This window comes from Pseudomonas atagonensis (assembly GCF_011369485.1).
Lineage (GTDB): Bacteria > Pseudomonadota > Gammaproteobacteria > Pseudomonadales > Pseudomonadaceae > Aquipseudomonas > Aquipseudomonas atagonensis.
Genome location: NZ_VXCA01000012.1, coordinates 145,467 through 170,243, shown reverse-complemented (window position 1 = coordinate 170,243; position 24,777 = coordinate 145,467). Strand labels below are relative to the sequence as shown.

Annotated in this window: 18 protein-coding genes and 1 pseudogene; 14 read left to right on the top strand and 5 right to left on the bottom strand. The window is 59.4% G+C overall.

The genetic code is table 11. The annotated features are described in order from the left end of the window. The first annotated feature begins 249 nt into the window (after positions 1-249). The 3 genes from F2P67_RS08850 to F2P67_RS08840 all read left to right on the top strand — a co-directional run bounded on the left by F2P67_RS08850 (position 250) and on the right by F2P67_RS08840 (position 4,816). On the top strand, positions 250-2,655 hold the full coding sequence (locus F2P67_RS08850; RefSeq protein WP_166219510.1) for a membrane-bound PQQ-dependent dehydrogenase, glucose/quinate/shikimate family: 2,406 nt from the start codon (positions 250-252) through the stop codon (positions 2,653-2,655). An 84-nt stretch (positions 2,656-2,739) separates the two neighbouring features. Beyond that, positions 2,740-4,038: a carbohydrate porin gene (locus F2P67_RS08845; RefSeq protein WP_166219508.1), complete on the top strand. Its 1,299-nt coding sequence runs from the start codon at positions 2,740-2,742 to the stop codon at positions 4,036-4,038. Between the two features lie 106 nt (positions 4,039-4,144). Further along, entirely contained in the window at positions 4,145-4,816 is a 672-nt protein-coding gene (locus F2P67_RS08840) for a phytanoyl-CoA dioxygenase family protein (RefSeq protein ID WP_166219506.1), read from the top strand. A 103-nt stretch (positions 4,817-4,919) separates the two neighbouring features. Here the strand turns inward: F2P67_RS08840 and F2P67_RS08835 are convergent, their stop codons facing one another. From F2P67_RS08835 to F2P67_RS08825, 3 genes are all read right to left on the bottom strand, one after another. Continuing rightward, the gene (locus F2P67_RS08835; RefSeq protein ID WP_166219504.1) at positions 4,920-5,963 is read right to left on the bottom strand and encodes an alpha-xenorhabdolysin family binary toxin subunit B; all 1,044 of its coding nucleotides are present in this window, start codon (positions 5,961-5,963) and stop codon (positions 4,920-4,922) included. 28 nt (positions 5,964-5,991) lie between these two features. Further along, positions 5,992-7,191: an alpha-xenorhabdolysin family binary toxin subunit A gene (locus tag F2P67_RS08830; protein WP_166219502.1), complete on the bottom strand. Its 1,200-nt coding sequence runs from the start codon at positions 7,189-7,191 to the stop codon at positions 5,992-5,994. Between the two features lie 272 nt (positions 7,192-7,463). Continuing rightward, positions 7,464-8,369 (bottom strand): helix-turn-helix domain-containing protein, encoded by a 906-nt coding sequence (locus F2P67_RS08825; protein WP_166219500.1) that lies wholly within the window; start codon positions 8,367-8,369, stop codon positions 7,464-7,466. Positions 8,370-8,531: 162 nt separating this feature from the next. Here F2P67_RS08825 and F2P67_RS08820 point away from each other — a divergent pair, with 162 nt between their 5' ends. From F2P67_RS08820 to F2P67_RS08800, 5 genes are all read left to right on the top strand, one after another. Next, entirely contained in the window at positions 8,532-9,890 is a 1,359-nt protein-coding gene (locus F2P67_RS08820; protein WP_166219498.1) for a glutamine synthetase family protein, read from the top strand. 440 nt (positions 9,891-10,330) lie between these two features. After that, entirely contained in the window at positions 10,331-11,419 is a 1,089-nt protein-coding gene (locus tag F2P67_RS08815) for a polyamine ABC transporter substrate-binding protein (protein WP_166219496.1), read from the top strand. Then, positions 11,416-12,717: an NAD(P)/FAD-dependent oxidoreductase gene (locus F2P67_RS08810; protein ID WP_166219494.1), complete on the top strand. Its 1,302-nt coding sequence runs from the start codon at positions 11,416-11,418 to the stop codon at positions 12,715-12,717. The genes F2P67_RS08815 and F2P67_RS08810 overlap by 4 nt, the downstream gene beginning before the upstream one ends. Positions 12,718-12,827: 110 nt before the next feature. Next, a complete protein-coding gene (locus F2P67_RS08805; protein WP_166219492.1) occupies positions 12,828-14,483 on the top strand; it encodes a PqiB family protein in 1,656 nt (551 codons plus the stop codon). Positions 14,484-14,500: 17 nt separating this feature from the next. Next, positions 14,501-15,052 carry a PqiC family protein gene (locus tag F2P67_RS08800; RefSeq protein ID WP_166219490.1) on the top strand — a complete coding sequence of 184 codons (552 nt, stop codon included), beginning with the start codon at positions 14,501-14,503 and terminating at the stop codon, positions 15,050-15,052. On the opposite strand, the gene F2P67_RS08795 is transcribed toward F2P67_RS08800, so the two are convergent. After that, the gene (locus F2P67_RS08795; protein ID WP_166219488.1) at positions 15,010-16,314 is read right to left on the bottom strand and encodes a sensor histidine kinase; all 1,305 of its coding nucleotides are present in this window, start codon (positions 16,312-16,314) and stop codon (positions 15,010-15,012) included. The genes F2P67_RS08800 and F2P67_RS08795 overlap by 43 nt on opposite strands. A gap of 414 nt (positions 16,315-16,728) precedes the next feature. Here F2P67_RS08795 and pmrG point away from each other — a divergent pair, with 414 nt between their 5' ends. From pmrG to F2P67_RS08765, 6 genes and pseudogenes are all read left to right on the top strand, one after another. Then, positions 16,729-17,322 carry a lipopolysaccharide core heptose(II)-phosphate phosphatase PmrG gene (pmrG, locus tag F2P67_RS08790; RefSeq protein WP_246226478.1) on the top strand — a complete coding sequence of 198 codons (594 nt, stop codon included), beginning with the start codon at positions 16,729-16,731 and terminating at the stop codon, positions 17,320-17,322. Positions 17,323-17,379: 57 nt separating this feature from the next. Next, positions 17,380-19,101 carry a lipid IV(A) 4-amino-4-deoxy-L-arabinosyltransferase gene (gene arnT, locus F2P67_RS08785; protein ID WP_166219484.1) on the top strand — a complete coding sequence of 574 codons (1,722 nt, stop codon included), beginning with the start codon at positions 17,380-17,382 and terminating at the stop codon, positions 19,099-19,101. Beyond that, positions 19,098-19,424, top strand: a pseudogene (locus F2P67_RS08780) (ArnT family glycosyltransferase); the annotation flags it as partial. The gene arnT and the pseudogene F2P67_RS08780, both read left to right, overlap by 4 nt. A gap of 401 nt (positions 19,425-19,825) precedes the next feature. Next, positions 19,826-20,839 (top strand): iron ABC transporter substrate-binding protein, encoded by a 1,014-nt coding sequence (locus tag F2P67_RS08775; RefSeq protein ID WP_166219482.1) that lies wholly within the window; start codon positions 19,826-19,828, stop codon positions 20,837-20,839. A 3-nt stretch (positions 20,840-20,842) separates the two neighbouring features. Then, complete coding sequence (locus F2P67_RS08770) at positions 20,843-22,438, top strand: ABC transporter permease (protein ID WP_166219480.1); 1,596 nt, start codon at positions 20,843-20,845, stop codon at positions 22,436-22,438. Further along, a complete protein-coding gene (locus F2P67_RS08765; RefSeq protein WP_166219478.1) occupies positions 22,435-23,493 on the top strand; it encodes an ABC transporter ATP-binding protein in 1,059 nt (352 codons plus the stop codon). Before F2P67_RS08770 ends, F2P67_RS08765 begins: the two co-directional genes overlap by 4 nt. Here the strand turns inward: F2P67_RS08765 and F2P67_RS08760 are convergent, their stop codons facing one another. Then, positions 23,494-24,384, bottom strand: coding sequence for a site-specific integrase (locus F2P67_RS08760; protein WP_166219686.1), 891 nt, complete (start codon positions 24,382-24,384; stop codon positions 23,494-23,496). Positions 24,385-24,777: the final 393 nt, after the last annotated feature.

Below are 24,777 nucleotides of genomic sequence, written 5' to 3'. Positions count from 1 at the left end.
CGCACCCTAGCCTATCAAATGTGTTTTCGATAAGCCCTCCGAAAAAACCAGCTGTCAAAACCACTAAAAAAGCGGGCAAAAATCCTCTTCCAGCTCTGTTCCACCATTTCTATCAAACCCTCCAGAACCATAATGCCCAGCCCTAAACGCTTGATTTCCCGTTGAACTGCGCTTAAGCATAATTTAGTGATTTAACTAGGTAGTTACCTAACTATATAATGCCCGCCTCATTTCTACGGGACATTCAACGTGAAGCAGAGTCAACGCCTCTCAGGCATATCAACATTCATTCTGGTCGGGCTCGGGGTGATCGTCGCCCTCCTCGGCTTGGCACTTGCTGCTGGCGGCGTGAAATTGGTCAGTCTGGGAGGCTCCTGGTACTTCCTGGTCGGTGGTCTGGTCATGGCCCTTTCCGGTCTGCTGATCGCCCGTCGCAAGTCTGCCGGTGCCTGGTTGTTCGCCGCGTTTCTGCTGGGAACCGCTATCTGGGCCGTGATTGACGCAGGCCTGGTGTTCTGGCCGGTGTTCTCGCGTCTGTTCATGTTTAGCGCCGTCGGCCTGGCAGTTGCGCTGGTTTACCCAATGCTCAAGCGCGCCGATGGCGGCGTTCCGGGGCGTGGTGCGTACGGCGTTGCTGCTGTTCTGGCGGTTGGCCTGGCCGTAGCGGCCGGCAACATGTTCGTTGCGCACCCGACGGTCGCTCCAACCGGCACCGGCCCGGGCCTGACACCGGTCGAGCCGCAAAACGCGCAAAAAGACTGGGCGCACTACGGCAATACCGAAGGCGGCAGCCGTTTCGCCGCGCTGGATCAGATCAATCGCAACAACGTCGACAAATTGAAAGTGGCCTGGACTTATCACACCGGCGACGTCGCCGAGAGCGACGGCAACGGCGCTGAAGACCAGCTCACTCCGCTGCAGATCGGCAACAAAGTGTTCATCTGCACTCCACACAACAACCTGATTGCGCTGGATGCCGACACCGGCAAAGAACTCTGGAAAAACCCGATCAACGCCCAGTCGAAAGTCTGGCAGCGTTGCCGTGGCATGGCCTACTTCGACGCCAGCGCCGCCATCGCCCAACCGGCCAGTTCGCCAGCGACCGAGACCCCGGCCGCACCCGCAGCTAACTGCACACGCCGTCTACTGACCAACACCATCGACGCGCGTCTGATCGCCGTCGACGCCGACACCGGTGAGTTCTGCCAGGGTTTTGGCAAAAACGGCCAGGTTGATCTGAAGACCGGTCTGGGCAATGTCCCGGACAGCTACTACCAACTGTCCTCGGCGCCACTCATGGCCGGCACTACCGTGGTGGTTGGCGGTCGAGTGGCCGACAACGTGCAAACCGACATGCCCGGCGGCGTGATCCGTGGTTTCGACGTGATGACCGGTGCGATACGCTGGGCGTTCGACCCGGGCAACCCGCAGGATAAAAAGGCACCGGCCGACGGCAGCACCTATGTGCGCAGCACGCCGAACAGCTGGGCGCCAATGTCCTACGACCCGGCGACCAACACCGTATTCCTGCCGATGGGCAGTTCGTCCACCGATATCTACGGCGTGGAACGCAGCAAACTCGACCACACCTACGGTGCTTCGATCCTCGCGCTGGACGCCAACAGCGGCGAAGAAAAGTGGGTCTACCAGACCGTGCACAACGACCTCTGGGACTTCGACCTGCCGATGCAGCCAAGCCTGATCGACTTCACCAAGGACGGCAAAACCGTCCCTGCGCTGGTGATCGGCACCAAGGCCGGGCAGATTTATGTTCTCGACCGTGCCACCGGCAAACCACTGACCGAGGTTAAAGAAGTACCGGTCAAAGCGGCGAACATCCCTGACGAACCTTACTCGCCGACTCAACCGAAATCCGTGGGCATGCCGCAGATCGGTGCTCAGCACCTGACCGAATCGGACATGTGGGGCGCCACGCCGTACGACCAGTTGCTGTGCCGGATCGACTTCAAGTCGATGCGCTACGATGGCTTGTACACCGCGCCGGGCACTGACAAGTCCCTGAGCTTCCCGGGCTCGCTGGGCGGCATGAACTGGGGCAGCATCTCGACCGACCCGGTGCACGGTTTCATCTTCGTCAACGACATGCGTCTGGGCCTGTGGATTCAGATGATCCCGTCGCAGAACAAAGGTCAGGCAACCTCCGGCGGCGAAGCACTGAACACGGGTATGGGCGCTGTGCCGCTCAAGGGCACGCCTTACGCGGTGAACAAAAACCGCTTCCTGTCGGTGGCCGGTATTCCGTGCCAGGCACCGCCATTCGGCACCCTGACTGCGATCGACATGAAGACGCAGAAAGTCGCCTGGCAAGTGCCGGTCGGCACCGTTGAGGACACCGGCCCTCTGGGCATCCGCATGCACCTGCCGATCAAAATTGGTCTGCCAACCCTCGGCGGTACTCTGTCGACACAAGGCGGCTTGATCTTCATCGCCGGGACTCAGGACTTTTACCTGCGCGCGTTCAACAGCGGCAACGGTGAAGAAATCTGGAAAGCCCGCCTGCCGGTTGGCAGCCAGGGTGGCCCGATGACCTATGTTTCGCCGAAAACCGGCAAGCAATATGTAGTCATCACCGCCGGTGGCGCTCGCCAGTCGACCGATCGCGGTGACTACGTGATGGCTTACGCCCTGCCGTAAACCGCTGCGCCCTCATTCGGTTCACTTACGCGCGGCACCTTCGGGTGTCGCGCCGTTTCATGTCTTTCGCTCTGGATTTCAGCAATGTCACTGGCTGTTCGCTTTTCTTATTCCGGCATGCTCACAGGCGTGCTGTTCGGTCTCTCCTGCACCACCGCCCTGCCCGCCTTCGCCGATCCCGATTCGAACGTGTTCACCCGCAACACCCTCACGGGCGACTGGGGCGGCCTGCGTCACCAGCTCGACGAAGACGGCATCAAGTTCACTGGCGATTACAGCGGTGAAACCGCTTACAACGCCGATGGCGGCCTGCACCGTTCGGCGCGCTATTCGCAGAACATCAAACTCGGGGCTCAATTCGACCTGAGCAAACTCTACGGCGTCGACAACGCCGGCAAGATCCAGCTGACCATCAACGACCGCCGCGGTAACAGCGCCTCGGAGGATCTGGTGGGCAACCGTCTGCCAATCCAGGAAAACTACGGCGGTCTCTACACTCGCCTGACCGAACTGAGTTACGAGCGCACGCTGTTCACCCCGGCGCTGAACGTCAAACTCGGCTACATGGCCATGGGCAACGACCTCGGCGGCCTCGACAGCGGCATTCTCTGCAACTTCATGAACGCCGGTTTCTGCGGGCATCCGCTGAACATGTCCGGCGGCAGTGGCTGGACCAACTACCCCAACGCCCGGCTCGGCGTGCGGGTGAAATACGATCTGAGTTCGGCCTGGCAACTGCGCGTCGCCGCGTTCAACGTCGATCCCGAGAGCAACGGCGACTCCAGCCGCGCCTGGCACCTGGGGCCGAAACACACCACCGGCACCGTGGTGCCAATCGAGTTGGTGTACAAACACGCCGGCAGCCTGCCCGGCGAGTACAAGCTCGGTTATTACTACGACAGCTCCGACGTGAAGCGCATCGGCAGTGATAAAGAGGTGTCCGGTCGCGGCGGCCACTACCTGCTGATCGATCAGGCGGTCTGGAGTTCGCAGACATCCGAAGGCCGCAGCCTGCATGCCTTCGGCCAATATTCGGCGGCCAGTGAAGCGGCTTCGCCGTTCAGCAAGTGGTACGGCACCGGCGTGGTTCTGTACAAACCGTTCGAAGGTCGCCCGCGCGACACCGTCGCCCTCGGCTACGGCCGCGCCGTACCCAACCCGCGAAGCCGTGATGTGCAGGAAGAAGCTGCGCTGGCCAACGGCACGCCGCTCGCCAATCTCGACAGCGCCGAACAATTGATCGAACTCGGTTACGGCTACCAAGCCACGCCATGGCTCACCTTGCGACCAAACCTGCAATACATCATCGAACCGGGCGCGTTTTCCGGGCAGGACATCGACAACGCATTGGTCGTCGGCCTGCAGGTCAAAGCTGCGCTCTGACGTCGACTACAACGAAAAAAGACCCGCCCGGGCAAGACTTTGATCAGGCGGGTCATTTACACAAAACATCGACCATACTTCGCCCGTCAGATAACGCGGGCAAGCCATGAGTGAACGTGACCACCTCCACCGAAACGGCTACGCGCTGCTCCGTCAGTCGGTTCCACCTGATTGGCTGGCCGAGCTTCGCCGCGCATTCGAGGTCGGCGTAAAACCTTCAAGCGAGTGGCCGGTGCCCCGAGGCTTCGATTGGCGGCATTCGTCGCTGGACACCGATCCGACCGTTCAAAAGGTCTGCCGATTGCCCCACGTGCTGGTGGTGGTTGGTGAGTTGATCGGCGAACGCTTTTTCCTTTCCCAGGTCGAGGGCCGCGAACCGCTCGCCAATGGCGGTCACCAGCAGTTGCACCGCGACCTGTCTGCGCAACGCCCCGGCGACACCGTCAACGCGCTGGTGTACCTCGACGACTACAGCCCCGACAACGGCGCCACCCGCATCATCCCCGCCAGCCATCGCCCGGCGCCCGACGAGCCGCCACCGGACTTCAATGACGAAACACGCTCCGAGCAAATGGCGGGCTGCGCAGGCGACATCCTGATATTCGACGCCGACCTGATCCACGCGGGCAGCCTGAACCGCAACGGCGCGCGCCGTCGCACGTTGTTGATCACCTGGTTTTCGGAATTACTTTATGACTCACATCTGAAAACCGCAGGACTCAGGCATATTCAGATGGACACGAGCGATCGATTCGAGCCTGCGGATTTCAGACTCTAAAGAGTGTTTGATAAGTGGCAAACAACATGAGCGGCTGAGAAAGGATGACCGAAACATGGTTCAAACAGGCGCAGTCAGCCCCTCGACCAACCGCGCCCTGCCCTCAATTGATCATCAGCGCGTTGTACTCCGTGCTCAGCGATTGCAGATGCATGCGGTAACGGTTGACCAGTGACGACCAGTCACTCGGGGCGTAGTCGCTGCCCTTGAGGCGTTCAACGGCAACGGCGAAACCGCTCCAGATGTTCGCCACGGCGGCGATTTCTTCCCCGGCGATGCGGCGCTGACGACCGATTTCAACGATGGCGTTAGCGTCCGACAACACATCTTCCGCCCCTTGCAGGTCGTGATTCAGCGCATCCATGGTCTGCGAAATGCTCTGGATTTCCTGGTCCAGATTATTGCGCGACGTCGCCAGCTCGATGTACTTGATGCCGCCGGACACCACGCCCAACACTTTGCGCACCAGTTCGATGCCCTGTTTTACGGCCTCTTTTTTCGGATTCTCCATGTCGAGGCTGTCGAGTTCCTTGCCCGTCGGAATGTAGTTTTTGTACATGTCCGCCAGGTTGAATTCGCGGATCACGTCCTGGGCCTTGATCAGTGTGTCGCGCTGCTCGACGCAGGTCGCCTTGTTACGGCTATGCTCGTCCAGTAGCGCCAGAATCCGCGCCTTGCGCTGTTTGGCAACGTTCAGCGGTTCATCGGCGCGTGCACCGATTTCGACGCTGTAGACACTGCGCACGTCGTTGTTCAGACGCTGCGCGCACTCTGTAAAACGGGCCTCTACACGCTCGAACATCGCCTCGACGAGACCTTTGAGGTTGCGGATTTCGCCGCTGAGCAAAGTGCGGTCGTCTTCGCTCAAGTCTTCTCGCGTGAGGGCGTCGCGCAATTCGTCTAGCGCGGTGAAATAGCTGTCTCCGGTGGCATTGCTCAGCGCGGTCAGCAGGATCGGAAAGGCTTCGCGCAGGGTTTGATCGGTGTTGTTCAAGTACGCGGCAACCTGCTGCGCGCGTTCCTGCAGAACGTCGGAGCGCACGTTGCGAAAACGCGCGAGGGTCGAAATGTCGCGAATGGTCTGGACGATGTTTTTCACGTCGACCACAGGAATAGACGGGGTATTGATGGGTGTCACGCCGTTCATGGCAATAATCCTCAAAACAATGGGGCAATCAGTTGAAAGACTTTTTGTATTCGTCCAGCGCTTCATTGAACGTGGCCACCAGTTCATTGGCGGTGTTTTTCACGTCGCGCCACGGGTCGATCACCAGCGCGAATTCGGCGACGAACGTGGTCAGGCGTAAGGCATCATTGATGCGTTCGAACTGCTGCGCCGATCCGTCGATCTTGCTGAGCATGGTTTGCCACATGGTGTTGAGAATGTTCAGCGCAGCTTCCGCGCCGGCCATGCGAATGCCTATGTCGCCGAAATTCGACATTGAGCTTTCCAGCGCACTCTGCAGGCTTTCCTTGCCGCTGACGCTTTCGACCAGTGCATCGACTTCGGCCTTCAGTGCGTTGCGCTCCTTGCGTGCGGTCTCGGCCTTGGGGCCGAAGATCGAACCGGAAATCGGCCAGAAAATCGGCAGCCCACCGGAGAAAGACATACCGACGTAGTAGTCGTAATCCTTGTCCAGTTGAGTGATCCGCGCCTTCTTGTCCTTGATCGTCTGCTTGCTGCTGGCAATCGACTCGACCAGGTTGTTGCGCTCCATCAAGTCGTACTTGCCCTTCACTTCCGACTGCAAACCGAACACGCGCTTGCCGCCCGACAGATCACCACCGGCCAGCTCGATCTTGAAGTTGGAGATGCGATCCTTGAGTTCCCGGGTCGCGCCCTGCTGGCGTTGAATATCGACTTTCATCAACTTGATGATTTCGCTGACCGCCGAGGCCACTTCGCCGTCGTCCGAGGTGTAGGTGATCCCGGCCAGATCGTTGCCGGTCATTTGCCCGAGGCTGGTTCTGACGCGATCCATGATCGGCATTTCCTTGATCACGGAAATGATTTCGCCGCCGCTGCTGACGATATTTTTTGCCGCCGAAGCAAGGTCGATGCTTTGCTGAATGATCTTGCTTTCGACCGCGTCCCAACTGGACGCATGAATGCGGATCTTTTTGAACAGCACCTGAATATCGGCCGGCTCGAGGCCCGCCACGTCGATCTTCTTGTACTTCAGATAGGACTCGACTTCCGGCAATTCACTGGGCAGTGACAAGCCTTTTTTCACGTACTGCTTGATCTTGATGACGTCTTCTTTGGTCAGTAAACCTGCATCGCGGGCAACGCCCGGATATTGCCCGGAAATTAGATGAAGCACCGCTTGCGGAAGGTTGTTGCTGCTTTGCGAGTCGTTCAAGGGAACAGCCATCGTGTTTGCCTCGTTTCATGAAGACCGATGCAACCATTGCACCGGTCCGCAGAACGCTAGATGACGTATTTGAACGGCTCCAGAAAATCGAATGAGTCGATAAACGTTACGCAACTGATTGATACGAAAGGATTTGTAGGTAATTAATTACAGCCAAGAAACATCGCGCGACACTTGCCAGAAGCGTCTGACAGACGCCGGCCAGTCGCCAGGCAACAAACCACTCAATCCACCACACTCATAGAAATAAAACCCGCCCGGCATAGCGCGTTTTATTTGCATGAACGCTTCAGTGTCTCGCTCGGCAGTTCGTTGAACAGCGCCCGATAGCTGCTGGAAAACCGCCCCAAATGCCAGAACGACCACTGCATCGCCACTTCAGCCACCGTAGTTTCCGTGGGCCGGCGTTTGAGCAGTTCGCGATGCGCGCTGTTCAAGCGGCGCAAGCGCAACCAGTGGCTGGGCGTCATGCCGGTAAAGTCCTTGAACGCGTGCTGTAACTGACGCAGGGAAACGCCGGCGACGTGCGCCAGTTCCATGAGGTTCAGTGTCTCTTCCGGTGAATCCGCCGCCCATTCGCCCACCCGCTTCATGATCAATCGCTCCTCACCCCGGCGCTGCAGGCCGCCTCGGTCGAGGCACACTTGAGCGTTGTCGAGGAGGAACAAACAGTCCTCCAACAGTTGTTGGGTTAGCGAGTCTTTACTATATAAATCATAGGGTTGCGAAAGCTTCGTGAGAGTCGAGCTTAACCATCGACCGAACAGCGCGTTCTGCCCGCAATTGAGCGGCGCCATGAACAATCCTTCGAGACTGGCGACGTCCAGACCGTGCTGGCGGACGAACTCGGGGCCGAAGACCACGGCGATTTCCTGGTAGTTCTCCGGGGTAATCCAGATGTTGCGGCTCTCTTCGTTGAGCAGGTACAGCGTGTTGTCGCTGCGATCAAAACAGAACGCCAACGCCCCCGACGGTGCGCTGAAATTCTGCTCGACGCGGGTGTTCATCTGCTCTTCATAAACCTCGACACCTTGCAGATCCAGGTACCGGATCTGCCCGGCAAAATGCCCCGGGGACATCTGCTGGTAATGCTGCACCCAACCCGGCGTGGCGCGGATTTGTTCGGATACATCGGCGGTGTTGAACGCTTGGACCTGTAGTGAATTGCACGTCGTCATGGGGTGACCTTGCGCACTCTTTTGGTGCGCTTTGGTGCTGCTTAAAGTGGATAGATGGAACTGCAAGGCTCGCCCAAGATAGTCGTCAACGCGCCACAGGGGAAGGGGCGGAAGATGAAACCCGCCCTCCCCGGCGTCTATAAAACCAATAACGAGGTCTTTATGAATGCCCCTTTCGATCAGCTGTTCACGTGGCTGAAAGATCACAAGATTACCGAAGTCGAATGTGTGGTCAGTGACCTGACCGGCATTGCCCGCGGCAAGATCGCACCGACCAACAAGTTCCTGCATGAGCGAGGCATGCGCCTGCCGGAAAGTGTGCTGCTGCAAACGGTAACCGGGGATTTTGTCGACGACGACATCTACTACGACCTGCTCGATCCGGCCGATATCGACATGGTTTGCAAGCCTGTGGCCGACGCCGTGTACGTGATTCCGTGGGCGATCGAGCCGACCGCCATCGTCATCCACGACACCTTCGACAAGTTCGGCAACCCGATCGAACTGTCGCCGCGCAACGTGCTGAAGAAAGTTCTGCAGCTCTACACCGACAAAGGCTGGAAGCCAATTGTCGCGCCGGAAATGGAGTTCTACCTGACCCAGCGCTGTGAAGACCCGGATTTGCCGCTCAAGGCTCCGCTGGGCCGCTCGGGCCGCGCTGAAAGTGGTCGTCAATCGTTCTCGATTGATGCCGCCAACGAATTCGATCCGCTGTTCGAAGACGTCTATGACTGGTGCGAGCTGCAAGGTCTGGATCTCGACACGCTGATCCACGAAGACGGCCCGGCACAGATGGAAATCAACTTCCGTCACGGCGACGCGCTGGATCTGGCCGACCAGATCACCGTGTTCAAACGCACAATGCGTGAGGCGGCGCTCAAGCACAACGTCGCGGCGACCTTCATGGCCAAGCCGATTGGCGACGAGCCGGGCAGTGCCATGCACATCCACCAGAGTGTCGTGGACATCGCTACTGGCAAGCCGATCTTCGCTGGCGCCGACGGGCAAATGAGCGAGTTGTTCCTGCACTACATCGGCGGTTTGCAGAAGTACATCCCGAAAGTGCTGCCGATGTTTGCGCCGAACGTCAACTCGTTCCGCCGCTTCCTGCCGGACACCTCGGCGCCGGTCAACGTCGAATGGGGCGAAGAAAACCGCACCGTCGGCCTGCGTGTACCGACCTCCAGCCCTGAAGCCATGCGCGTGGAAAACCGCTTGCCGGGCGCCGACGCCAACCCGTACCTGGCAATTGCCGCCAGCCTGCTCTGCGGTTACATCGGCATGGTCGAAGGCATCGAGCCAAGCGCTGCGGTACAAGGCCGCGCCTACGAACGCCGCAACCTGCGCTTGCCTATCACCATCGAAGATGCACTGACGCAAATGGAAGAGTGCGAGGCCGTCGCGAAGTACCTCGGCGACAAGTTTGTCCGCGGCTACGTCGCGGTGAAACGCGCCGAGCACGAGAACTTCAAACGCGTGATCAGTTCGTGGGAGCGCGAGTTCCTGATGCTGAGCGTCTGACCCAAATCCCCTCCTCTCTGTGTGAAAGGGCTTTTGTGAGAGGGGGCTTGCTCCCGAAAGCAGTGTGTCAGCCAACAGTGATGCTGAATGTGCCGGCCTCTTCGGGAGCAAGCCCCCTCCCACAAGGTAAAGCTGAGCCACCTTAAAACAGTGAGCCCAGGGAAAAGCCAGAGATTCGAAAAGGTGTCGGTATTTGGCTGCTTGAAACTTCAATGCGGGAGCGGGAAATCCTTTTGCAGAGTAACTAACACACTCCGCAAATCCCATGTGGGAGGGGGCTTGCTCCCGAAAGCAGTGTGTCAGCCAACAGTGATGCTGAATGTGCCGGCCTCTTCGGGAGCAAGCCTCCTCCCACCAACAACTCGTTCCCACTGGGGAATGTGAACCACCTGCAAACAGTGAAACGCCTGAAAAATCCAATAATTCGAAGAGGTGTCGATATGCGTCTATTGAAATCCCTGATTCCCGCCGCCCTGGCCCTGGCATGCAGTGCCGGTGCCCAGGCCCAGCCTCAGGTCAGCGTCTACAACTGGACTGATTACATTGGCGAAACCACCCTCGCCGACTTCCAGAGCAAAACCGGGATCAAGGTGATCTACGACGTTTTCGACTCCAACGAAACCCTCGAAGGCAAACTGCTCGCCGGGCGTACCGGATATGACGTGGTCGTGCCGTCCAACCACTTTCTCGCCCGTCAGGTAAAGGCCGGCGCGTTCCTTAAACTGGATCGCTCGCAGTTGCCGAACTTCAAGAACCTCGACCCGAAACTGCTGGAGCTGCTGGAGAAAAACGACCCGGGCAACGAGCACTCGGTGCCGTACCTGTGGGGCACCAACGGCATCGGCTACAACGTCGACAAGGTCAAGCAAGTGCTGGGCATCGATCACATCGATTCCTGGGCCGTACTGTTCGAACCGGAAAACATCAAGAAGCTGTCGCAGTGCGGTGTGTCGATGATGGACTCGGCCGACGAAGTGTTCCCGGCCATCCTCAACTACATGGGCATGGACCCGCGCAGCGAGAACCCGGAAGACTTTAAAAAAGCCGAGGCCAAACTGCTGAGCATTCGCCCGTACATCACCTATTTCCATTCCTCGAAATACGTGTCGGATCTGGCCAACGGCGACATCTGCGTGGCCTTCGGTTATTCCGGCGATGTGTTCCAGGCCGCCAATCGCGCCAAGGAAGCCAAGAATGGCGTGAACATCGCCTACGCGATTCCGAAAGAAGGCGCCAACCTGTGGTTCGACCTGCTGGCCATCCCCGCCGACGCCAGCAATGAAAAGGAAGCCCATGCCTTCATTAATTACCTGCTCGATCCGCAAGTGATCGCCAAGGTCAGTGCATCGGTCGGCTATGCCAACCCGAACCCGGCCGCCAAGCAATACATGGATCAGGCACTGGTCAACAATCCTGAGGTTTATCCCTCTCAGGCCGTGCTCGACAAACTCTACATTTCCACCACCCCGCCCCAATCGATCATGCGTCTGATGACCCGATCCTGGAGCAAAGTGAAGTCGAACAAATGAATCAGTACACCCAAGAACACGCCCGCTCCTATTACGCCGCTTCGGCACGGGCGACGACACCTTACGCCGTCCTCGACGGCGATCTGAGCGCCGATGTCTGCGTGATCGGCGGCGGGTTCACCGGGGTCAACACCGCCATCGAACTGGCCCAGCGCGGACTGTCAGTGATTCTGATCGAGGCGCGCCGGATAGGCTGGGGCGCGAGCGGACGCAACGGCGGTCAGTTGATTCGCGGCATTGGCCATGACGTCGACGGCTTCGCCAAGTACGTCGGCCAGGAAGGCGTGCGGTATTTGCAGCGTGCCGGAATTGACTCGGTCGAGCTGGTGCGCCAGCGCATCGAGAGCAACGCCATCGAGTGCGATCTGCGCTGGGGTTTCTGCGACCTGGCCAACACCACCGCGCAATTCGATGCCTTCAAGGATGAGCTGGTCGATCTTGCCGAACTCGGTTACGCCCACGAAACCCGCGTGATCAGCCCCGAGCAAATCCGCTCACAAGTGGTGAACTCGGCGATTTATGCCGGCGGACTGCTGGACATGGGGTCTGGTCACCTGCACCCGCTGGATCTGGTGCAGGGCGAAGCGCGACTGGCGGCGTCGCTCGGCGTGCGCATCTTCGAACAGAGCCCGGTGCTGGAAATCATCCACGGCGCAACGGTTCAGGTGCGATGTGCGGGCGGTACCGTACGCGCCGGCAGTCTGGTGCTCGGTTGCAACGCGCATCTGGACGAACTCGAACAACAACTCAGCGGCAAAGTGCTGCCCGCCGGCAGTTACATCATCGCCACCGAGCCGTTGACCGAAGAGCGCGCCGCGCAGCTGATTCCGAACAACTTTGCGGTGTGCGACCAGAAAGTCGGTCTCGACTATTACCGCCTCTCGGCCGACCGGCGCCTGCTGTTCGGCGGCGCCTGTCATTACTCCGGGCGCGATCCGGCGGACATCGCCGCCTACATGCGGCCGAAGATGCTCAAGGTCTTCCCACAACTGGCGGACGTGCGCATCGATTACCAGTGGGGTGGCAAGATCGGCATTACCGCCAATCGTTTCCCGCAGGTCGGATGCCTCAAGCAACAGCCGAATGTGTTCTACGCGCAGGGCTACTCGGGCCATGGCCTGAACGTCACCCATTGGTGCGCGAAACTGCTCGGCGAGGCGATTCACGCCGGCCACAGTCAAGGCATGGATGTGTTCAGCGGTGTGCCGCACATGACCTTCCCCGGAGGCCCGGCCTTGCGCTCGCCATTGCTGGCACTGGGCATGTTCTGGTACCGCTTGCGCGAGCTGGTGGGCTGACATAAACGGAATTTGTCATTTCGATTTGCTCTATCGCAAGGCACTTCTATATTGATGAGGTGCTTTTGCGTTCCTGACGCTCAGTGCCCAACAATCCCAGGAGGACATGGATGAAGTCGTCAGCCATTGATGAGCCGCGAGCACCAGGGCAGGCCCCGGTCAAAACCCGCCGATTCAGTGTTTCACTGGTCTGGATCGTACCAATTGTCGCCGTGCTGGTCGGCATCTCGCTGGTAGTGCATAACATCCTGCAGGAAGGTCCGACCATCGTCCTGACCTTCAAGACCGGCAGCGGTCTTACCGCCAACAAAACCGAAGTCAAATACCGCAACGTGGTAATCGGCCAGGTCACCGACGTCGAGTTGACCGACGACCAGAAAAGCGTCAACGCCACGGTCAAACTCTCCAAACAAGCCGAAACCTTTACCCGCGAAGACTCGCAGTTCTGGGTCGTGCGCCCGCGCATCGGCGCCGGTGGCGTATCGGGTATCGACACCCTGCTCTCAGGCGACTACATCGGTGCCGACATCGGCCAGTCGAACGCACGGGCCAAACACTTCAAAGGCCTGGAAAACCCGCCACCGATCACCTACGGCGAACCGGGCAAGCGCTTCATGCTCCATGCCCCTGACCTTGGTTCTCTCGACATCGGCTCGCCGGTTTATTACCGCAAGATCCCGGTCGGCCAGGTCGTCACTTACGCCCTCGATCCGGAAGGCAAAGGGGTGAACATCGAGGTGTTCATCCATGCCCCGAACGACGCTTTCGTCACCGAAAACACGCGTTTCTGGAATGCCAGCGGCATCGACGTCAACGTTGGCGCCAACGGTTTTGCCGTGAAAACCGAATCGTTGTCGACCCTGCTGGTCGGCGGCATCGCTTTCCGCGCCCCCGAGTACAGTCCGAACGACACAGTTGCCGCTGAAGACAAAAACTACGACTTGTTCGCCGACCAGCAAACCGCCCTCGCCCCGCCCAACGGCAAAGCGCAGTACCTGAGCCTGCGTTTCGATCAGGCCTTGCGCGGGCTCAAGGTCGATGCGCCGGTGGAATTCCTCGGCATGGAAATAGGCCGCGTGGTCGCGATCAATCTGGACTTCGACGCGAAGAAACGCAGCTTCCCGCTGAATGTCGGCATCGTCATCTACCCACAGCGCCTCGGCATGGCCTACGGCAAAATGATCACCGCGTTCAAGCATGACCCCAACGACGAAGCGGCCGGCATTCGCCTGATGGGCACGTTCATCGAAAACGGTCTGCGCGCGCAGGCCCGCAGCGGCAATCTGCTCACCGGTCAGCTGTACATCGCCCTGGATTTCTTCCCGAAAGCAGAAAAAGTCGCCTTCGATCCGACCGCGCGGCCAGTGGTCATTCCAACGGTGCCCGGCAGCCTCGAACAGTTGCAGGAAAAACTCGAAGCGATGGTCGACAAGCTGAACAAATTGCCAGTGGATCGTATTGCCAGCAACCTCGACAGCAACCTTAACGAGCTGCGCAAAGGTCTGACCCAGTTCAACGCGAAAACCTTGCCGGGCGTGCAGAATACCCTCGCCGATGTCAGCAAGACCCTGCAGTCCGCCAACTCGACCCTGGCCGAAGATTCACCGCAGCGCGAAAAACTCACCGAAACCCTCGACGAACTTGGCCGCATGTCGCGCTCGCTGCGTGAGCTGTCGGATTACCTCGGTCGTCACCCGGAATCGCTGATTCGCGGACGTCCGGACAACGCGGCGCCACTGGATCTGAAAGGACCGCCACGCAATTGAGCACAGGAGTAAAACCGATGGCTTTACCGCTGAAGATCACCGTGCTCGCTGCGTTTATGCTGCTTGGCGCCTGCCGCAGCGAGCCGATCAGCTTTCACACCCTGACGCCGGTGCAACTGGGCAGTACCCGCGCCGGCGCGCAGATCCCGATTGAAGGGATTACCGTGCCGCCGCAGGTCGACCGCCCGCAAATCGTCATTCGCCAGGGCAACAGTGGCCTGGCGATTCTCGAAACCCAATGGTGGGGGGCAAGCCTGGCGGATGAATTGCGCAGTGCGCTGACCGATCAACTGAGCAACACCAGCGGTCGCGGCAACGTTTCAGTGCGCATCGAGGTGCAGCGCTTCGACTCGATTCCCGGCCAATACGCATTGATCGATGCAAAATGGCGTCTGCGCCCACTCGGTGAAGCCGACAGCCAACTGGTGACGTGCCGCTCGACGTTGCAAACCCCGTCGGGGCCGAGCATCGATGAACTGGTGACGGCGCAGCAGAACAACGTCAAGCGCCTGGCTGCGTTGATCAGTCAGGCAGCCGGCAATTCACGCGGGTGTCCACCCTCCTCCTGAGCCACGGTCACGGTGAAGCGACAGCCGTTGGGTTCGCGTGTGGTCAGTTGCACCTGCCAGTGTTGCTGGCTGCAGATTCTCTGCACCAGCGACAGGCCCAACCCCAGGCCTTCTCCGCGTTGTTCCTCGCCCCGGACGAAGGGCTGGAACATCGCGTGACGCTGCTCTTCCGGAATGCCGATGCCGCTGTCCTCAACGACAAAACCACGCTCGTTCAAGGTCAGGCGAACGAAGCCGTGATCGGTGTAGTGCCAGGCATTGCGAAGCAGGTTGCCCATCACCGATTGCAACAGCGTCAGGTTCAGCGTCGCGGTGCCTGCGTGTTGCGAGTCGTAGACGAATTCAAGGCCTTTCTCGCGAATCAACCGCCCCCAGACTTCCACCTGCGTATCCGCCACTTGCTTGAGCGTACAAGTGGCCTGGATACCGGCGTCTTCCGGCTTGCGTGCGAGCATCAGGAAGGTTTCCACCAGTTGGCGCATCTCGTGGCTGGCCCGGGCGATGCGGCTGACTTGCGCCGATGAGCGAGCGTCCAGCGAAGGGTTGGCCAGCAGCAGCTCGCAGGAGCTGGCGAGTACCATCAACGGCGTGCGCAATTCGTGGCTGACGTCGCTGGTGAAGAGTTTTTCCCGGCTGAGGGTTTCGCGCAGGCGTCCCAGCGTCTGGTCGAAGGACAGTGCCAGCTCGCCCACCTCATCCGCTGCGTAGTCCGGGTGCAGTGGCGGCGCGAGCTCAATCAACTGATCCCGATGGCGCACCTGCAAGGCCAGACGAATCACCGGCGCCATGACCCGCCGCGCCAACAGGCGTCCCAGTAAAACGGCCAACAGAATGCTGAGAATAAAACCGACGATCACCACGATGAACAGCAGGCGCTCACGTTGTTCGAGACTTTCCTGATCACGCAGCAGCACGTACTTGCGCCCCGCCACCGACTCGACCATGGCGTAAAAGTCATCGCCGTGGAATTTGATCTCCTGAAACCCCGGAGGCAGCGCCGCCAGTTGTCTGGTCAACGCCAACGACCCTTTTCCACCCTCGGCGAAGAACAGTTCGCTCTTTTCCGGTTTGTGGCTCCACTGGCTGATGTCATCCATGGCCAGCAGCCGATGCAAACCACCCGCCAGCGTGGTGGTGGTCAATTTGCGCTCGACCACGTGCACCGTGGCGACAATTCCCAGCGCGAACACACCGGCGACCAGAGCGCTCATCGAGGCGAAGACGATCACAATCCTTTTCGTCAGGCTTTGTTTGAAATCCATTAACCGGGTTGACTCCGCAGCAGTTGTCAGACGTAAACGTAACCATAGACCCGCGACGACGGCCGGGCCCAGGTTTGCAGCTTTGCCTCAGTGGCCGGAATTTGTTAACCCCATTCGCAAACAAAAACTGCATTTGAGTTTATTTATCAAATGGCCGCTTTAGTTGTGCCTGCTAACTTCTGGCAATTTTTTCACAAGTTCTTCACTGCCTCGCCACGACCCTGAACGTAGTGTTCAGCCTGCATTCAACTCACTCGTCGTAAAGTTGCTCGCTGCCTAAGCCTTGCGTTGCGCTGAATGAAATACCGAGTCTTCAAAAGGGGCAAGATTGTGGCGCAATTATTTCAATTGGAAACTTTATTCAGGTCACCGCGAACCCTGCGTTTACGTTTGTTGCTCGCGCTGGTTTGCGTCATGTTCGTGGCGATTCTGGTCAGCGGTTTTGTGTTCTGGCCTCGTTCACCGACCGATCTGGATCACGCCAACAGCCGCATCACCGCACAATGGATGCAGGCCTGGCAGGCCGGTGAAGTGGTCGCACTGGTGCGCCATACCGAACGTTGTGATCGTTCCGCCAACAGCTGCCTGGGGCCGGCGGACGGCATCACTCAGGTTGGCAGCGTGGCGGCGCAGGCCTTGGGACAAGGCTTCCGGCAATTAGGCATGCAGCAGGCGCAAGTGTTGAGCAGTCCGCTGACCCGTACTGCGCAAACCGCGCATTACATGTTCGGTCAGGACGCCAGCGCGCAAGACTGGCTGGCCACTTGCGGCCCGGTACTGCGCGACGAAGTGATCGCACACAAGGCAGACAAACAGAATCTGGTGCTGGTGACCCACAGCAGTTGCATCAGCGACTTTGAAAAGCAAACCGGTTTTCCCCATGCGATTGCCGCCGAATACGGCAGCGTATTGCTGGTGCGCATTGACAGCCATAAACAACTCAACGTACTGGGCATTATTAATGTGCCGTTCTGGAAAACGTTAAACCTTGCCCATGCGCAGAACTAACACGCTTTAAACACACTGTTTCACCCCCAACTTTTATATCTGCGCCAAGGTCCACTCATGACGTCTGATAACAAACCGTTGCGCCACGCTGTCCGGCATTTATCGCAAGCGCACACGGCACGAACATTTGAGCGCTGGGCCATTCCCGGTCTGATCCTCGCTTTTGTGCTGTTTTATCTGTTGCCGCTGATGACTCACGGCTTATGGATCCCCGACGAAACCCGTTACGGCCAAATCAGCCAGGAAATGCTCCTGAGCGGCAACTGGGTGGCGCCGCATTTCATGGGCATTCGCTACTTCGAGAAACCCATCGCCGGTTACTGGATGATTGCCATCGGCCAGGCGATTTTTGGCGACAACCTGTTTGGTGTGCGCATTGCCTCGGCGCTGAGCACCGGCGCCAGTGTCTGGCTCACTTACCTGCTGGCCGCGCGACTGTGGAACAGCCCGCGTATCAGTGCGGCGTGTGCACTGCTGTTCATGAGTTTCGGTCTGATTGCCGGTCAGGCCGGTTATGCCAACCTCGATCCGCAGTTCACCTTGTGGGTCAGCCTGAGTCTGGTGGCGGTCTGGTTTGCCATCGACAGTCGCACCACGGCGGCGCGGATTGGCAGTTGGGCGCTGTTGGGCGCGGCGTGCGGCATGGGCCTGATGACCAAAGGCTTTCTCGCCCTGTTGCTGCCGGTGCTGATCGCCCTGCCCTACATGATCTGGCAACGCCGCTTTGGCGAATTGCTGCGTTTCGGCCCGGTGGCGGTGTTGGTGACTGCACTGGTCAGCGTGCCGTGGGCACTGGCCGTGCACGTGCGCGAACCGGACTTCTGGCGATTCTTCTTCTGGCACGAACACATCCGTCGTTTCGCTGCGGGCGATGACGCTCAGCATGCGCGGCCATGGTGGTTCTACCTGCCGCTGCTGTTTGCGTCCACGCTGCCGTGGGCGCTGTTGTTGCCGTCGACATTGATCCGCACCTGGCGCGAAAAGGCGCAGCCGAAAATCGCTTTCCTCGCCTTGTGGTTCCTGCTGCCGTTGGTGTTCTTCAGCCTGAGCAGCGGCAAGTTGCCGACCTACATCATGCCGTGCCTGATGCCGCTGGCCTTGTTGATGGGCCACACCGTGGTGAACTGGCTGGACAGCGGCAACGCGCGAGTGCTGCGCCTGAACGGCGTGGTCAACACGCTGCTGGCCAGTGTAGCGCTGATTGCCTTGATCTACTTGCAGGCCAGCAAAGAGATTTACGAAAACACCGAGATGTTCAGCCTGTCGCTGGTGTTCATCGTGCTGATTGGCTGGATCATCGCCAACGCCCTGAAAATCATGCGGCCGTTGACCTTATGGGCCATGCCGGCGCTGGGCATCGGCCTGTTGATTGCGTTGTTGCCGGCGGCGATGCCGGCGCAGATTGTCGACAGCAAGATGCCTGATCAGTTTATTGCCGAGCATCAACAGGCCTTGAGTGAAACCTCTTCTTTGTTGAGCAACGATCTGGGGGCTGCATCGGCACTGTCGTGGCGCTTGAAGCGTCCGCAAGTTGACCTGTTCAACACCGTCGGCGAGCTGAAATACGGTCTCGATGACCCTGCCATGGCCTCGCGTAAGGTGGGTCTGGACGACGTCGGCCAATGGATGACCGAAGCACGCAAAAAGGGCTCGGTGGGTGTGGTGATGCGGGTCAACAGCGTTCAGGAAGCCCAGGAAATCGAGCTGTTACCGCCGGACGGCAAGCATTACCAACGCGGCAACCTGCAAATTTACCTGTTCAGCAAAAGCCAGCCATGACCTCGGCGGCACACGATCGCAAAGCGTTATGGATCCTGCTGGCAGCGACAGCCCTGATGCTGTTGTTCGGGCTGGGCAGTCGTGAGCTGTGGGGCGCGGAAACCCGTTGGGCCAACATTGCCTTGCAGATGCTGCAAAGCGGTGATTACTTCGACCCATATCTCAAGGGTGATCCGTACTACGACAAGCCGCTGTTGTCGTACTGGCTGATTACCGCGTCCAGTTGGCTGACCGGTGGCCTCGGCCCCTGGTCGCTGCGACTGTCTTCGGTGGTTTCGGCCTGGCTCAGCGTGTGGCTGATTTACCTGCTCGGCGAGCAACTGAACGCAACAGCGGCCAACAGTGGAATCCGCAACGCACGATCATCGTCGCCCAGTACCACAGTGGCGAAGCAATGCCGCTGGAGTACTTGAGCCGCGATCACCGGGTCATCACCACCACCCCCACCCGTGGCGAGCAGGTTTTCCACGGCTGCGTAGACCAGAGCGTCGCCTACATTCCCAATCCCTCCTGAACATCCTGACGTTGAATGACGCACGGGCATCGTGCGTCAGCGAGTCGCTGCTAATCTGAATGGAAATGACATGTATTAACGGTTTGTTTGACGTTTTTTTCTCATTTGCCTCTCTACATTGCCTGCGACTCAACATATGCAAATCATTCGCATTGAAATCTGCCCGCGAATGCCTGCCCATAACGTCTAAAAAACAGGAGCGTTCTCGTCATGAATCCACAGTTTCCGTCCTTTCTGAAACGCGCGTTGCTGGCCACGGCCCTCCTCGGCGCAGGTCAGGCGTTTGCCGCCGACAGCGTGGGTCTGGTGGTCTACAACGCTCAGCACGAAAGCCTGACCAAAGCCTGGGTCGCCGGGTTTACCGAAGAAACCGGTATTCCGGTGACGATTCGCAATGGCGACGACACCGAAATGGGCAACCAGTTAGTGCAGGAAGGCGCCGCCTCGCCGGCAGATGTGTTTTTGACCGAGAACTCCCCGGCGATGGTGCTGGTGGACAACGCCAAGCTGTTTGCCCCGGTGGCGCCGGCGACCCTGGAACAAGTGGATTCGGCCTATCGCCCGGCGCACGGCAAGTGGGTCGGCATCGCTGCGCGCTCCACCGTGTTCGTCTACAACCCAAGCAAACTGGCGGAAAAAGATCTGCCGAAGTCCCTGCTCGACCTGGCCAAACCTGACTGGAAAGGTCGCTGGGCCGCCTCCCCGGCCGGTGCGGACTTCCAGGCAATCGTCGCTGCCGTACTGGAACAGAAAGGTGAAGCGGCCACGCTCGACTGGCTCAAAGGCATGAAAACCAACGCCACCGTCTACCGTGGCAACAGCGCCGTGCTCAAAGCGGTGAATGCCGGGCAGATCGACAGCGGCGTGATCTACCACTATTACAGTTTCGTCGATCAATCCAAGACTGGCGAAAACAGCAAGAACACCAAACTCTACTACTTCAAACATCGGGACCCGGGTGCCTTCGTGAGCATCTCCGGCGGTGGCGTGCTGGCCTCCAGCAAACATCAGGACGAAGCGCAGAAATTCCTCGCCTACGTCACCGGCAAACAGGGCCAGGAAATTCTCCACACCGGCAATTCCTTCGAATACGCGGTCGGCAAGGACGCGCCGTCCAATCCGAAACTGACGCCGCTGAAGGATCTTGATGCGCCAAAAGTCGATGCGTCGAAACTCGACAGCAAGAAAGCCGTCGAGCTGATGACTCAGGCCGGACTGTTGTAAGTGATGCCGGAAACCTTACCGGCGCAGGTGGCTGCGGCCTCCTCCGCCCACCGCCCACTGAAAGCCCGCGCCCTCAACGGTCGCGGGGGATCGTGGGTGGTTGCGTTGGCGGTGGGCGTTTCGTTGTTGTCCTTGCTGCCGATCGCCTTCGTGATTGGCGTGTCGTGGACCACCGGTTGGGCGACCATTCAGGCGTTGGTGTTCCGCCCGCGTGTGGCCGAACTGCTGATTAACACCGTGCTGTTGGTGTTGATCACCCTGCCGCTGTGCATCGTGCTCGGCACCACGCTGGCATGGCTGACCGAACGCACCAACCTGCCCGGTCGGCGTTTGTGGTCGTTGCTCGCCGTTGCGCCGCTGGCGGTGCCGGCGTTCGTCCACAGTTACGCGTGGGTCAGCCTGATTCCGTCGATTCATGGATTGCCCGCCGGTGTGCTGGTGTCGGTGATCGCTTATTTCCCGTTTCTTTATCTGCCGATTGCGGCGACCTTGCGTCGTCTCGATCCGGCCATCGAGGACGTTGCCGAATCCCTCGGCCTCAAACCCTGGGCGGTGTTTTTCCGGGTGGTGTTGCCGCAGTTGCGTCTGGCGATCTGTGGCGGTGCGTTGCTGGTCGGTTTGCACCTGCTGGCCGAATACGGTCTCTACGCGATGATCCGTTTCGACACCTTCACCACGGCGATTTTCGATCAGTTCAAATCGACCTTTAACGGCCCTGCAGCGAACATGCTCGCCGGGGTGCTGGCCCTGTGTTGTCTGGCGATGCTCACAGCCGAATCCGCCGCCCGTGGCCAGGCGCGTTATGCACGAGTCGGCTCCGGCAGCGCCCGCGAACAACGCACTGTTCGCTTGAAACGCGGCGCGGTGGTTTGCGGGCTCGCCCTGCAAGGCCTGACCTGTATGCTCGCGCTCGGTGTGCCGCTGCTGACCTTGGGCCGCTGGCTGATTGCGGGCGGCGCCGAGGTCTGGGCAAGTGGCGAGCTGTTGCCGGCTCTCCTGCAAACCCTGTCGTTCGGTGTGGCCGGTGCCTTGCTGACCAGTCTGGCGGCGATTCCGATTGCCTGGCTGTCGATTCGTGCGCCGGGCAAGTTGCAGCGTTTGCTTGAAGGCTGCAATTACATCACCAGTTCGTTGCCGGGGATTGTCGTGGCGCTGGCGCTGGTCACCGTAACCATCCATTTCGCCCGGCCGATCTACCAGACCACGATCACCGTGCTGCTCGCCTACTTGCTGATGTTTTTGCCGCGTGCGCTGGTCAGCCTGCGCGCCGGTTTCGCGCAGGCGCCGGTTGAGCTGGAAAACATTGCGCAAAGCCTTGGCCGTTCGCCGTTGCGCGCCTTGTGGCTGATCACCTTGCGCCTCGCCGCGCCCGGTGCTGCCGCCGGTGCGGCGCTGGTGTTTCTGGCGATCACCAATGAGCTGACCGCCACGCTTCTGCTCGCCCCCAACGGCACGCGAACACTGGCCACCGGTTTCTGGGCCATGACCAGCGAAATCGATTACGCCGCTGCTGCGCCTTACGCGCTGCTGATGGTTCTGCTTTCGCTGCCGCTGACGGCCATTCTCTATCACCAATCCAGGCGCACCGCTGGCCGATGAACGCACTCGAACTGATCTCCTTGAGTAAATCCTTTGGCGCACAGAAAGCGCTGGAAGACATCTGCCTGTCCGTCGCGACCGGCAGCCGCACCGTTATCGTCGGCCCCTCGGGCTCGGGCAAAACCACGCTGTTGCGGATGATCGCCGGTTTCGAGTTTCCCGATGCCGGCAGCCTCACGCTCAATGGCCAGACGCTGGTCGACAGCACGCACGCCGTGCCGGCCTACCAACGCCAGATCGGCTATGTGCCGCAGGATGGCGCGCTGTTTCCGCACATGACCGTCGCCGCCAACATCGGCTTCGGTCTAGCCCTGACCGGTGCGGCCAGAACCGAGCGCATCGCGCAACTGATGGACAGCGTGGCGCTTGACGCCAACATGGCCGGACGCTGGCCGCACGAGTTGTCCGGCGGCCAGCAGCAACGGGTGTCCCTCGCCCGGGCGCTGGCACAGCAACCGCGCTTGATGTTGCTCGACGAGCCGTTTTCCGCCCTCGACACCGGTTTGCGCAGCGCCATGCGCAAAATGGTCGCGCGCCTGCTCGAAGAGGCCGGCGTTACCACCATTCTGGTGACCCACGATCAAGGCGAAGCGCTGTCATTTGCTGATCAGTTGGCGGTCATGCGCGGCGGGCGACTGGTGCAATCGGGGCACCCGATGGACCTTTACCGCTACCCGGATGATGAGCAAACCGCGCATTTCCTTGGTGAAGCGGTGGTGATGCCGGCGCGGATCGAATCCGGCTGGGCGCATTGCGACCTCGGCCCGGTGCCGGTCAACAGCAACGGTTTCATCGGCAACGCGCAGATCATGTTGCGCCCTGAGCAATTGCAAGTGGCCGACGGCGTCAACGACGCGCAAGCCTGCAATGCCGTGGTCACCGAACGCGATTTCGCCGGCAACACCTGCACGCTCACCGTCGAACTGCGCTCGTCAACCAGCGTCGATCCGGGCCGTTCATTGCTGGTGCGCAGCTCCGGCATGCACGCGCCACCGGCCGGCAGCGCGGTGCAACTGTCGATACTCGGCGCCGCCCATGTGTTCGCCGCGTCCTGATCAGAGGTCGAAGCGATCCACTGCGCGGCGCCGCTCGTTGTCGTCGCGCACGTCGTAGTTGGCGGTTGTCTGGATATTGCTGTGGTGTGCGAGCTTCTGCGCAATCGACAGATCGTGCTCCTCGATCACCCGAGTGATGAACGAACGGCGGAAATCGTGGGGCATGATCTTCACCCCGACCTGAGTGCCACGCTGACGGGCGATGTAATAAATCGCGTGCTTGGTGATGCGCTCGCGGGTGATGTGGCTGCCGCGACGAATGCGGTTGAACAGAAACGCATCGTCGCTCTCGCCTTCCTTGAGTTGCGAGCGACGAAACTCCAGCCAGGCATTGAGTTTGGCGAACGCCCAGGTCGGTGCGTACTTGATCAGTTGTTTGTTGCCCTTGCCGTTCACCGTCAGGCTGCGCTCGCTGAAGTCGACCTGATTCAGATCCAGATCCACCGATTCCGACTTGCGCATGCCGGTGCCGTACAACAGGGCAATCACCGCCGCGTCGCGCAAGCCCTGAGGACGGGGATCGGCGGCGCACACTTCCATCAATTCGTGAATCAGCGTGCGCTTCAAGTTGCGCCCTTGAGACAGACGCGTGCCGGCAATGCCTTTGACCGAACGCATCTTCAATAAATGATCCTGAGTAATCAGGCTCATGCGCCACGCTTCATTCATCACGCCGCGCACGGCATTGACATAAAGCGAAGAAGTGTTCGGCGCGTAATTGTCCTCGCGCAACGCGGCGACTAACGCCACCACATCTTCAGGCTGCAAGGCGTGCCAAGGAATATCTTCGACATTAATGTCTTCAAAGCCGAGGCGGTCGGCAGCGTCCTGCAAAACATAGCGCATGGTCAGTTGGCTGGAGGGTGCCAGACGCGCCAGATACACGGTCATCGGGTTGCTCTGGCGGAGTTGCAACGGAACAGCGGGCAAGTCAATCAAACGTAAAGGCCTTGAGTAAAAACAATTCAACACACCAACTAACAACTGCAACATTCCCAGTATAAAGGGAACACTTCTGTAGGACTTTTCTACTAAAAATGACGATAAGCGGTAGAAGTCTGAACAGCGGCTGTATGAGTTTCATATAAACGATTCGCCGACCGCTTTTTCATGTTCCTTTCACAAAAACGGGCATAACCTTAATTCCAATAGAGCCCGCGGCGGCGGTGTCCAAACTGCCGCGCAACGCCCGAAAAGTCAACCTGACCCCGACGGTAAGTCATTTCAGCAACTTATTGATGCGAAGGTAATTTTTGCGTCTACGCTGAGATTGGATCCTGTTTG